Raw genomic sequence first — 11773 nt, 5'->3', positions numbered from 1 at the left:
AACGCACCCGAGGGTGCGTTTTTCACAGGCAAAGCCTTGGCCTTACTTAGCCGGCGTCGGCTGCTGAGCAGGCTGATCCTTTTCCAGATGAGCCAGGTCCAGCGCGATATGCACGGTTTCATCCAGGTACGGATCCGGTTCCTGGTAATCCTTCGGCAGATCGTCGAGCGATTTCAGCGGCTTCTTACCCGCGCGCTCCAGACGCTCGTTGATGCGTTTCAGACGGGTCGCATCGTCATCGTGGTTCTCTTTCTCGCGCACCGCCAGATTGAGGGACACGATGTTGCGTTTATCCTTCAGCGCCTTGTAATGCGCGATATCCTGCGCGATGTACTGGAACTCCGGATTCTGCGCGATGCGCTGCTGGTGATCTTTCAGCAGTTCCGGCTCGAACGGCGCCATATCGCCGGTCTTGCTGTAGGTCGCCGCATTGATGCTGTCCCACGGCATGGCGTTGTCTTCAAACGCTTCGCCGGTTTCCGCCGGATCGACGCCGGTCGGCATCAGAATATCCGGCGTCACGCCCTTGCGCTGGGTGCTGCCGCCGTTGACGCGGTAGAACTTCTGAATGGTGTACTGCACCGAACCGAGCGCCGGCCACTCAGGACGCAGCATCTGGTCGTAGATGCGGTTCAACGAACGGTACTGCTGCACAGTGCCTTTACCGAAGGTCGGTTCGCCGACGATCAGCGCGCGGCCGTAATCCTGCATCGCCGCCGCGAAGATCTCGGAGGCGGAGGCGCTGAAACGATCGACCAGCACCACCAGCGGGCCTTTGTAGTAGGTCACGCCGTCGGTGTCGGCGTCTTCACGCACTTTGCCGTTGTTGTCGCGCACCTGCACCACCGGGCCGCTCGGAATGAACAGGCCGGACAGCGACACCGCTTCAGTCAGCGCGCCGCCGCCGTTGGTGCGCAGATCGATGATCACGCTCTTGACGTTCTGCTTGGCCATCTTCTGCAGCTGCACTTTCACGTCATCGGTCAAGCCGACGTAGAAGCCAGGGATGTCGAACACCGCCACCTTCTCTTTGCCGACGGTCTTGATGGTCATTTTCACCGCGCGGTCTTCCAGGCGGATGCGCTCGCGGGTCAAGGTGACCACGCGGGTTTTGGTGCCCTTGCCGGCCGGCAGGATCTCCAGGCGCACCTTGCTGCCCTTCGGCCCTTTGATCAGCGACACCACGTCGTCCAGACGCCAGCCGATCACGTCCACCATCGGTTTGCCGGCCTGGCCGACGCCGACGATGCGATCGCCTACGGTGATCGCCTTGCTCTTCGCCGCCGGGCCGCCCGGCACCATCGAGTTGATCAGGGTGTAGTCATCATCCATCTGCAGCACCGCGCCGATGCCTTCCAGCGACAGGCTCATCTCGGTGTTGAACTGCTCGGTATTGCGCGGAGACAGATAGTTGGTGTGCGGATCGATTTCATGCGCAAAGGCATTCATCGCCAGCTGGAAGACGTCTTCGCTGTTGCTTTGCGTCAGGCGCTTGATGGCGAACTGATAGCGTTTGGTCAGCGTGTCGTGGATTTCTTTGTCGGTCTTGCCGGTCAACTTGAGGTTCAGCTCGTCATAGGTGACTTTCGCATCCCACAGGCTATCCAGCTCGGCCTTGTCTTTCGGCCACGGCGCTTTGCTGCGGTCGAGATCGATAGTGCCGTTGCCGGTGAAGTTCATCGGTTTGTCCAGCAACGACAACGCATAGGTATAACGCTCGAAACGGCGTTTCTGCGCCAGATTGAACAGCGCGTAGAAGGTGTCCAGCTTGCCGGTTTTCAGCTCTTCGCCAACCTGATTGCGTTTGCCGGCGAACTGCGCCACGTCGGCAGCCAGCAATACGTTATGGTTGTAGTCCAGCATGTTCAGGTAGCGATCGAAGATCTTGCCTGAAAACTCCGCGTCAAGGGCGAACTGGCGGTAATGAGAGCGAGTGAAGCGCGAGGTAACGCGCTCACTCACCGTAGCGTGCTGGGGTTCCTGTTGCAGTTGGGGCAGTTGGCCGATGCGGATGTTGGCTGTTTCCGCGCCGTAACTGACACCCGCCCACAGCAGCCCTGCAATCGCTGTTAATCTGACGAATTTGTTCATGCCTGGGTTGGCCTCCGTATCAGAACTGCAAGTGTTCTGCGCGCACAATCATCGCCAGACCGGAAGAGAGCTGCACACGTACGCCATCTTTAGCGATTTCGAGTACGGTAGCATCCATCGCGCTCTTGCCTGCTCTGACTTTGATTTCCTGGCCAATTTGCAGTTTAGAGATATCCGTGACTGGCGCATAACGCGGCTGGCTTTCCTCTTTGGCTGCACGAGGTTGGCGAGCGGGCTGTGGGCGAGTTTGTGGGCGCGGCTTGCGGTTTTCCGGCGCGGCTCCGCCTTCGCGACGTGCAGCGGGCTTTTTACCGGCTGGACGCGGACGGCGTGGCGCAGCATCGGCGGATTCACCGGCGGCTTCACGTTTTTTGGCGTTTTGTTCGGCACGCTGTGCCTGAACGCGCGCTTTGGCTTCTTCAAGCTGCTGGCGAGCATGATCGACATGCTGCTGTTCCAGTTCACCGCACGGATTGCCGTCCAGATCGACGCGCTGCGCGCCGACTTTAACGCCGTACAGGTAACGCCAGCTTGAGGTGTACAGGCGCAGGGCAGAACGCAATTGCGTTTTGCTGAGATTCTCTTCCCCCTGCACGCGCTCTACCAAATCCTGAAAAATACCGATTTTCAGCGGACGAGCTTCGCCTTCGGCGCTAAAGCAGAGCGGAAAACGCTCGGCAAGAAAAGCAATGACTTCTTTACTAGAGTTCAACTTAGGTTGATTTTCCATGAAATTTCCTGATTACAACGGTATTGCCAACAAGCCACAGGCATGAACAGGCGTCATTATAATGACGCCATCGGTAATTGCCACGTTAACCGTCGATCAACTTGCCGCCACAGTCACATATTTCGCACTGTCGCACTGCTCCAGTTGCTCACAAAGCCCCGCCACCACTGCTTTCAGGCCCGCTTCGTCCCGTTCGTCGAAGCGTTGATAAACCGTGCTATCGATGTCCAAAACGCCGATCGCTCGGCCGCCAACCGCCAGCGGCAGCACGATTTCCGCGTTGCTGGCCGCATCGCAGGCGATATGGCCCGGGAACGCATGCACGTCGCCGACACGCTGCACGCGATTTTCCGCCACCGCCGTGCCGCACACGCCCTTGCCCACCGGGATGCGCACGCAGGCGATCTTGCCCTGGAACGGCCCCAGCACCAGCTGAGCGCCATCCATCAGATAGAAACCGACCCAGTTCACGTCATCCAGACGCTCGTTGAGCAAGGCGCTGGCGTTGGACAGCGCCGCGATAAAGTTGGTCTCCCCGCCGAGCAACGCGCTCAGATCACGTTTTAATTCCGCGTAGAATTGTTCTTTTGTCATGTGATAACCATTGAAACAGTGAAGATGGCCAGAAGCCCAAAGCTTAGGCCCTATAAAATAAGCATTAAATGCGTATAGCCACAAGGTTAATCATCTGTTGCTTCACAAAACCCCGTCGCTCGGGGTATGTTTGCCGCTCAGAATCCCGGTTTACCTCGTTTTACCGTCCGGCGCCCGATCGCCGGTGACGCGGCCGGTTTATTTTTCAGCTACGCTGACAGTTCCGGCGGGCTCAAGGGCAGCTACTTGTCAAAAATGAAAATACACGCGATCACCGCCCCCCTTTCCAAAGCGCGCCACCAACGCTGCTGCGAGTGCGATCTGCTGTTCATGCTGCCGCCGCTCAGCGGCAATCAGGCCGCTTATTGCCCGCGCTGCAACGCCAAGGTGGTGCACGGCCGCGACTGGTCGATGACGCGTCTGACCGCCATGGCGATCACCATGCTGCTGCTGATGCCGTTCGCCTTCACCGAACCGCTGATCAGCATCCGCCTGCTCGGCACGCGCATCGACGCCAGTTTGCTGGAGGGCATCTGGCAGATGAGCCGCCAGGGCGATCCGCTCACCGCCAGCATGGTGGCGTTTTGCACCATCGGCGCCCCGCTGACGCTGGCGCTGTCGCTGCTGTACCTGCGCTTCGGCCATGCGCTCGGCATGAACCTGCGCCCGGTGCTGCTGATGCTGGAGCGGCTCAAAGAGTGGGTGATGCTGGACATTTATCTGATCGGCATGGCGGTGGCGGCGATCAAGGTGCAGGATTACGCCGACATCCAGGCGGGCAGCGCGCTGATCGCCTACCTGTCGCTCACCCTGCTCAGCATCCTGACGCTGATCCACGCTAATCTGGAGCAGCTGTGGGAGCGTTACTATCCGCAGGAACAGCCGGAAGGCCCGCCGGCGGCGCTGCATATTTGCCTGTCCTGCCACTATACCGGCTACCCTGACGCGCGCGGCCGCTGCCCGCGCTGCCATGTGCCGATGTGCCACCGCCAACCCTACAGCCTGCAGAAAACCTGGGCAGCGCTGATCGCGGCGATGATCCTGCTGATACCGGCCAACCTGCTGCCGATTTCCATCATTTACGCCAACGGCGTGCGGATGGAAGACACCATCTTCTCCGGCGTGGTCTCACTGGCCACCTCCGGCAACGTGCCGATCGCCGCCATCGTGTTCATCGCCAGCGTGCTGGTGCCTTTTACCAAGGTGATCGTGCTGATCACGCTGTTGCTGAGCATCCACTTCAAAACCTCGCACAGCCTGAAGACGCGCATTCGTCTGCTGCGTCTGGTCACCTGGATCGGCCGCTGGTCGATGCTCGATCTGTTCGTTATCGCCTTGATGATGTCGCTGGTAAACCGCGACCAGCTGTTATCTTTTACTATGGGACCGGCCGCGTTTTACTTTGGCTCGGCGGTCATTTTGACTATTCTTGCCGTTGAGTGGCTCGATAGCCGATTGATTTGGGATGCACATGCAACAGGAAACGCCGACTACACCGACTGAAGCGCGGGTCAAGAACAAACGCCGCATTTCACCGTTCTGGTTACTGCCGTTCATCGCCCTGCTGATCGCCGGGTGGCTGGTCTATAACAATGTCCAGGAACGCGGCACCACCGTCACCATCGATTTCCAATCGGCGGCGGGCATCGTCGCCGGCCGCACGCCGGTGCGCTACCAGGGCGTTGAGGTTGGCACGGTGCAAAAAATAAGTCTGAGCAAAGATCTGCGCAGCATCGTGGTAGAAGCCAGTATCAAAAGCGATCTGGAAGACTCGCTGCGCGAAGGCACCCAGTTCTGGCTGGTGACGCCCAAGGCCTCGCTGGCCGGGGTATCCGGGCTCGATGCGCTGGTCGGCGGCAACTATATCGGCATGATGCCCGGCAGCGGCAAGGAGCAAACCCACTTCACCGCGCTCGATACCCAGCCGAAGTACCGCCTGAACACCGGCGAGCTGATGATTCACCTGCACGCCGACGATCTCGGCTCGCTCAACAGCGGCTCGCTGGTCTATTACCGTAAAATCCCGGTCGGCAAGGTGTATGACTACACCATCAGCGAAGGCAACAAGGGCGTAACCATCGACGTGCTGATCGACCGCCGCTTCGCCAACCTGGTGAAGAGCAACAGCCGCTTCTGGAACGTTTCCGGCTTCAAGGGCGATTTCAGCCTGTCCGGTGCCACGGTGCAGATGGAGAGCCTGGCGGCGCTGGTCAACGGTGCCATTGCCTTCGATTCTCCGGCCGATGGCCAGCAGGCCAAGGGCGATCAGAGCTATACCCTGTATCCTGATCTTGCCCACAGCCAGCGCGGCGTCAATATCCTGCTGGATCTGCCGAGCGGCAACAGCCTGAGCGAAAACCGCACGCCGCTGATGTACCAGGGGCTGCAGGTCGGCACCCTGACCAAGCTGACGTTGCAACAGGACAGCAAAGTGGTCGGTGAACTGACCATCGATCCTTCGGTGGTCGATCTGATGCGCAGCGGCACCCGCATCGTGATGCGCAGCCCGCGCATCAGCCTCAACGACGCCAAGCTTAGCCAGTTGCTGACCGGCACCACGCTGGAGCTGGTACCGGGCGAAGGCGAGCCGCAGCAGCGCTTCAACGTGCTGGACAGCAGCGAAACGCTGTTGCAACAGCCGGGCGTGTTGACCGTCACGCTGACGGCGCCGCAAAGCTACGGCATCGACGTCGGGCAGCCGCTGGTGGTGCACGGCGTGAAAGTCGGCCAAATCCTGAGCCGCACGCTGACCGCCGGCGGCGTGGTATTCACCGCCGCCATCGACGCGCAGTACCGCGGCCTGCTGCACAAAGACAGTAAATTCGTGGTCAACAGCCGCCTCGACGTCAAGCTGGGCATCGACGGCATGGAAGTGCTTGGCGCCAGCGCCCAGGAGTGGGTAGACGGCGGCGTGCGCATTATTCCCGGCAGCAAGGGGGAACCTGGCGGCCAATACCCGCTGTACGCCAACAGCGAAAAAGCCGAGGAAGGCATCGTCGGCAACGCCCCCGCCACCACCCTGACCCTCAGCGCCACCAGCCTGCCGGACGTGCAGGCCGGCTCGGTAGTGCTGTATCGCAAATTCCAGGTGGGCGAGATTGTCAACGTTCGGCCGAAGGCCAACGAGTTTGAGGTGGACGTCTACATCAGCCCGGAATACCGCAAGCTGCTCACCCGCGAAAGCATCTTCTGGGCCGAAGGCGGCGCCAAGGTGCAGCTCAACGGCAGCGGGCTGACGGTGCAGGCTTCGCCGCTTAACCGCGCGCTGAAAGGTGCCATCAGCTTCGATAATCTACAGGGCGTGACGCTGAACAAGGGCGCCAACCGCGTGCTGTACGCCAGCGAAACCGCCGCCCGCGCGGTGGGCAGCCAAATCACGCTGAAAACCTACGACGCCAGCAAGCTGTCGGCGGGTATGCCGCTGCGCTACCTCGGCATCGACGTCGGCCAGGTAGAGTCGTTGCAGCTGGCGCCGGAGCGCAACGAAGTGTTGGCCAAGGCTGTGCTGTATCCGGAATACGTGCAGACCTTCGCGCGTCTCGGCAGCCGCTTCTCGATCGTCTCGCCGGAGATCTCCGCCGCCGGCGTCAGCAACCTCGATACCCTGCTTCAACCTTATATCAACGTGGAGCCGGGGCGCGGCCGCGAGCTGCGCACCTTCGAGCTGCAGCAGGCCAGCATCACCGACTCGCGCTATCTGGACGGCCTGAGCGTGGTGCTCGACGCCGCCGAAACCGGCTCGCTGCAGATCGGCACGCCGGTGCTGTTCCGCGGCGTGGAGGTCGGCACCATCACCGGTTTCTACCTTGGCGCCATGTCCGACCGGGTGCACGTCGCGCTGCGCATCAGCAAGAAGTATCAGCATCTGGTGCGCAACAACAGCGTGTTCTGGCTGGCGTCGGGTTACAACCTGCAGTTCGGCCTGACCGGCGGCGTGATCAAGAGCGGCACCTTCCAGCAGTTCATCCGCGGCGGTATCGCCTTCGCCACCCCGCCGACTATTCCGCTGGCGCCGAAAGCAACGCCGAACAAGCACTTCCTGCTGAATCCGGAAGAGCCGAAGGACTGGAAAACCTGGGGCACCGCCATTCCGCGCGATTAACTTTCGCGTTTACCTCAGGGCCCGGCAACGTCGGGCCCTGTTTTTTTCCGCTTTGTGATAAACTCTCGCCCTTGTCTTTATTGCACCCTGAGAGTTCGCCCCGTGGCCAAATCCACCGCCGTTTTTCTGCCCCCCGCTTTCCTCGACGCCACCCGCGCCATCATGCCCGCCGAGCTGGCGATGGAAGATTTTATCGCCGCCTGCCAGCGCCCGTTGCGCCGCAGCCTGCGCGTCAACACGCTGAAAATCAGCGTCGCCGACTTCCTGGCGCTGGTGCGGGATTACGACTGGCGACTGGAGCCCATTCCCTGGTGCGCGGAAGGGTTCTGGATCGAACGTGACGATGAAGAGCTGCGATTAGGCAGCGCCGCCGAACACCTGAGCGGTCTGTTCTACATTCAGGAGGCCAGTTCGATGTTGCCGGTCAGCGCGCTGTTCGCCGGCGACGCGGCGCCGAATCGCGTGCTGGACGTGGCGGCGGCGCCAGGATCCAAAACCACCCAGATCGCCGCGTTGATGGGCAACCAGGGCGGCATCGTCGCCAACGAATACTCCGCCAGCCGGGTGAAAGTGCTGCACGCCAATATCAGCCGCTGCGGCGTGAAGAACACCGCGCTGACCCACTTCGACGGCCGGGTGTTCGGCGCCGCGCTGCCGGAGAGTTTCGACGCCATTCTGCTCGATGCCCCCTGCTCCGGCGAAGGCGTGGTACGTAAGGATCCGGACGCCATGAGCAACTGGTCGCCGGACAGCGTCGCCGAAATCGCCGCCACCCAACGCGAGCTGATCGACAGCGCGTTCCATGCGCTGGCGCCGGGCGGCGTGATGGTTTACTCCACCTGTACCCTCAATGCGCAGGAAAATCAGCAGGTGGTGCGTTGGCTGTTGGACACCTACGGCGACGCGGTCAGCGTCGAACCGCTGGGCGAGCTGTTTCCCGGTGCTGACAAGGCATTGACCGCCGAAGGTTTTCTGCACGTCTTCCCGCAGATTTACGACAGCGAAGGGTTTTTCGTCGCCCGTCTGCGCAAACAGCACGCCGTAGCGCCGTTGGCGAAGCCGACCTATAAAGTCGGTAAGTTTCCGTTCAGCCCACTGTCCGGCAAAGAGGCGGCGCTGGTCGCCCAAGCCGCCGCCGCATCCGGCTTAACCTGGGGCGCTGACAGCCGGCTGTGGGAGCGCGATAAGGAAATCTGGCTGTTCCCGGCCGAGCTGGAGCCGCTGTTCGGCAAGGTGCGCTTCTCGCGCATCGGTCTCAAGCTGGCGGAGCGTTTCCCGAAAGGTTTCCGTTGGCAGCACGAAGCGGCGATCGCCCTCGCGGGCGCCGGCGGCAAGCAGCATTTCGAGCTGGACGCCGCACTGGCCCAGGAGTGGTATCACGGCCGCGATCTCTACCCTGAGCAGCCACCGGCGGGCGACGAGTGCATCGTCACCTATCAGGGGCAACCTCTGGGTATCGCCAAGCGCATTGGCAGCCGTATCAAGAATAACCTGCCGCGCGAGCTGGTGCGGGATGGCGCACTGGATTTCCACCTGTAAACAATACCGCGCTGGGGAATGAAACTCCCCGGCGATAAAATAACGCTAATAATATTCCCATCGCCGTTCGTTATTATTCTAATCATTTCACTTTATCGGTATGCCTCGCCTGCGAGCCCCGCCAGCCGGGGAATGAGAATAAAAAGTTTCTCGTTTTCATCAAGACAATTTCCGATTCTTATTCTATTAATTAAAGTGCAGCTAAATGAATACGTTCAACCCACCTCTGGGTGGCGTCTTTGCGGGCTTTCTCTCATACGGCAAGGAATATAAGATGAAAAAAACTCTGATGGCATTGACCTCGGTAGCAACCCTGCTGTGCGCCAACGGCGCGGCTAACGCAGCAGGCACCATTCAAGGCACGTTAGGCGTGACGCTGACCATCGGCGCCGGTTGCGTCGTGGGAGGCGGCAACAGCAGCGGTTCCGTCAACGACTTCGGCTCCATCAGCTTCGGCACTTACTCTTCACTGGCCAACATCATCGACGCCAGCGCCACCGGCGCAGGGGGGGTCGGTACGCTGTCATTGACCTGCACCACCGGCACAGACTACACGGTGGCGCTGGACAACGGGCTCCACGTCACTTCAGGCACCCAACGCCGCATGGCCAGCACGGCAGGCGCATTCATCAGTTATAACCTGTACCAGGATGCCGCACGCACCACCGCCTGGGGCAGCGGCGCCAACGCGCGGACCGGCACCGGCACCGGCGCCGCCGTTCCGCTGATCGTCTATGGCCGCGTACCGGCGGCCGGATCTACCCCGGCGGCGGACACCTATAACGACACCGTCACGATGACGGTCACCTGGTAACGGTGCGGCGCGCGCTTTGCTGCTGCGGATTATGGGCGTGCAGTCTGTTGGCGCAGGCCGACAGTAAAACCGCGACCCTCGGCGTCAGCGCGACCTTGCTCAGCGCCTGTGAGGCCGGCAGCAGCTCAGGTGGCAACGTCAGCTTCGGCACGCTGAATTTCGGCACGCTGTATTTTCTCAGCACCGCAACCAGCGTCGCCGGGCAGCAAAACGCCGGCGCCATTCGGGTGAAATGCACCAACGGCACCAGCTACAGCGTTCTGCTTGGCGGCGGGCAAAGCGGCAATACCGCTGCCCGCTACCTGCAAAGCGCGGCAGGCCAACGGGTGAATTACAACCTGTACACCAACGCCGCCCACAGCACCATTTGGGATAATCTGACGGGCGTGTCACAAACCGCCAACGGTACGGACAACTGGCTGCCGGTCTATGGCATGATCCCGGCGCAGTCCACACCCCCGACAGGCAGCTACACCGATACGGTACAGGTCACGATCAATTGGTAATGACGATGCGCGCTTCCATTTGCGGTTTGCTGTTCTGCCTGCCGCTTTTCCCGGCCCAAAGCGATACCGGCGTCAACGATTTGACCAAAAGCCAGCCGTTCACCGTCAATGCAACCGTGGTAAAAGGCTGCGTATTGGGCAGCGGCGTCAGTGACGTGACCACCTTCGGCATCCTGAACTTCGGCCAGTTGTCCTCGCTGAGCAACGCAGTCAGCATCGTCTCCAGCAGCGGTGCCGGTTCGGTGCTGTTTCGCTGCAACCCGGGGCTGAGCGTGACGCTGGCCCTCGGCGTCGGCAATCACGTGACCGGATCCATCGCCGGCGGCAGAAAATTACAAAATGCCGTCACGTCGGAAACGCTGCTGTATCAACTTTATCAAGACAGCAACTACGCCACCCTTTGGGGAGATGGCGCCAACGGCGGCGCGGCGCAGACCGTCGCCGCCACCGGCAGCACGCAAGAAATCAAGGTTTACGCCCGTCTGTTTTCGACCAGTACCCTGCCCACCAGTGGCGTTTACAGCGATACGGTCTTGTTGACGGTCACTTATTAAGTTTTTTGCAATAAGGATTGAGTTATGCGCATACCCTTCCGACTGCCGTTAACGGCAGCCTTGCTCCTGGCAAGCCAACAGCACGCCCTGGCCGCGGCTTCCATTCTCATTTGGCCGATCGATCCGGTGATTGAAGATCAACAGCAGGCCACCGCGCTGTGGCTGGAAAATCGCGACAGCAAACCGGTCTATATGCAAATTCGCGTGCTGGGTTGGCAGCAAACCGCCGGCAAAGACGATTACAGCAACCAAAGCGACGTGATCGCCAGCCCGCCGGTGGCGTCGATCGCGCCAGGCAAACGCCAACTGATACGCCTGATCAAACAGTCGGCCCCGGCGGCGGGACAGGAGCGCGCCTACCGCATTTTGGTCGATGAAGTGCCGGTGAAAGAACCAGCGTCGAGCGCCGCTCCCGGCGGCGCGGAGATGGGGCTGAAATTCCAGATGCGCTACTCGGTGCCGCTGTTCGTCAGCGGCAAAGGCATTTGGACCAAACAGGACAGCGAAAAACCGCGCGATTACGCGACCGCCAGCCAACCCCAGCTCAGCTATCGTCTACAGCAGCAAAGCAGCGAACGCTGGCTGGAGGTGCGAAACCAAGGCGCAGTGCATGCCCGTATCTCGAAAGTGACGCTGCAAGGCCGCAGCCTGAATCCCGGCCTGATGGGATACGTGCTGCCCGGTTCACAGATGCGCTTCGCCTTGCCGCCCGCAGGCGCTTTCAGCAGCGGCAAGCTGATGGCCACGGTCAATGACAACAAACAGCCCATAGCCATTCCGTCTTATTGAGGCCCAGGTGCAGCCGACAGGGAGGCTATCGACGCGGCGCTTCAGCCTTAAGCC

At 60.8% G+C, this 11773-nt stretch carries 10 protein-coding genes; 7 read left to right on the top strand and 3 right to left on the bottom strand.

All coding sequences use genetic code 11. From position 1 onward, the window contains the following. Positions 1-42: 42 nt before the first annotated feature. The 3 genes from prc to ACJ8QF_RS06365 form a co-directional block, all read right to left on the bottom strand. Positions 43-2091 carry a carboxy terminal-processing peptidase gene (gene prc / locus ACJ8QF_RS06375; RefSeq protein ID WP_015377670.1) on the bottom strand — a complete coding sequence of 683 codons (2049 nt, stop codon included), beginning with the start codon at positions 2089-2091 and terminating at the stop codon, positions 43-45. 19 nt (positions 2092-2110) lie between these two features. Then, on the bottom strand, positions 2111-2821 hold the full coding sequence (gene proQ, locus ACJ8QF_RS06370) for an RNA chaperone ProQ (protein ID WP_004931497.1): 711 nt from the start codon (positions 2819-2821) through the stop codon (positions 2111-2113). A 96-nt stretch (positions 2822-2917) separates the two neighbouring features. After that, entirely contained in the window at positions 2918-3415 is a 498-nt protein-coding gene (locus tag ACJ8QF_RS06365; protein WP_033633237.1) for a GAF domain-containing protein, read from the bottom strand. A 255-nt stretch (positions 3416-3670) separates the two neighbouring features. Here ACJ8QF_RS06365 and yebS point away from each other — a divergent pair, with 255 nt between their 5' ends. The 7 genes from yebS to ACJ8QF_RS06330 all read left to right on the top strand — a co-directional run bounded on the left by yebS (position 3671) and on the right by ACJ8QF_RS06330 (position 11719). Continuing rightward, positions 3671-4918 carry a membrane integrity lipid transport subunit YebS gene (yebS, locus tag ACJ8QF_RS06360; RefSeq protein WP_049186332.1) on the top strand — a complete coding sequence of 416 codons (1248 nt, stop codon included), beginning with the start codon at positions 3671-3673 and terminating at the stop codon, positions 4916-4918. Beyond that, entirely contained in the window at positions 4887-7517 is a 2631-nt protein-coding gene (locus tag ACJ8QF_RS06355; protein WP_049186330.1) for a PqiB family protein, read from the top strand. Before yebS ends, ACJ8QF_RS06355 begins: the two co-directional genes overlap by 32 nt. Before the next feature lie 102 nt (positions 7518-7619). Beyond that, positions 7620-9056: a 16S rRNA (cytosine(1407)-C(5))-methyltransferase RsmF gene (rsmF, locus tag ACJ8QF_RS06350; RefSeq protein ID WP_442537363.1), complete on the top strand. Its 1437-nt coding sequence runs from the start codon at positions 7620-7622 to the stop codon at positions 9054-9056. A 274-nt stretch (positions 9057-9330) separates the two neighbouring features. Then, a complete protein-coding gene (locus ACJ8QF_RS06345) occupies positions 9331-9870 on the top strand; it encodes a Csu type fimbrial protein (protein ID WP_004931505.1) in 540 nt (179 codons plus the stop codon). A gap of 2 nt (positions 9871-9872) precedes the next feature. Beyond that, entirely contained in the window at positions 9873-10376 is a 504-nt protein-coding gene (locus ACJ8QF_RS06340; RefSeq protein ID WP_033633239.1) for a Csu type fimbrial protein, read from the top strand. A 5-nt stretch (positions 10377-10381) separates the two neighbouring features. Beyond that, positions 10382-10930, top strand: a complete 549-nt coding sequence (locus ACJ8QF_RS06335) for a Csu type fimbrial protein (RefSeq protein ID WP_086016682.1) — start codon at positions 10382-10384, stop codon at positions 10928-10930. Positions 10931-10954: 24 nt separating this feature from the next. Further along, positions 10955-11719 (top strand): fimbrial biogenesis chaperone, encoded by a 765-nt coding sequence (locus ACJ8QF_RS06330; RefSeq protein WP_004931510.1) that lies wholly within the window; start codon positions 10955-10957, stop codon positions 11717-11719. Positions 11720-11773 lie beyond the last annotated feature (54 nt).

The sequence above is a fragment of the Serratia sp. CY81684 genome (genome assembly GCF_052166595.1).
In the GTDB taxonomy this organism is placed as follows: domain Bacteria; phylum Pseudomonadota; class Gammaproteobacteria; order Enterobacterales; family Enterobacteriaceae; genus Serratia; species Serratia nematodiphila.
The sequence above is the reverse complement of the archived record's forward strand: the minus strand, read 5'-3'. Positions and strand labels throughout refer to the sequence as shown.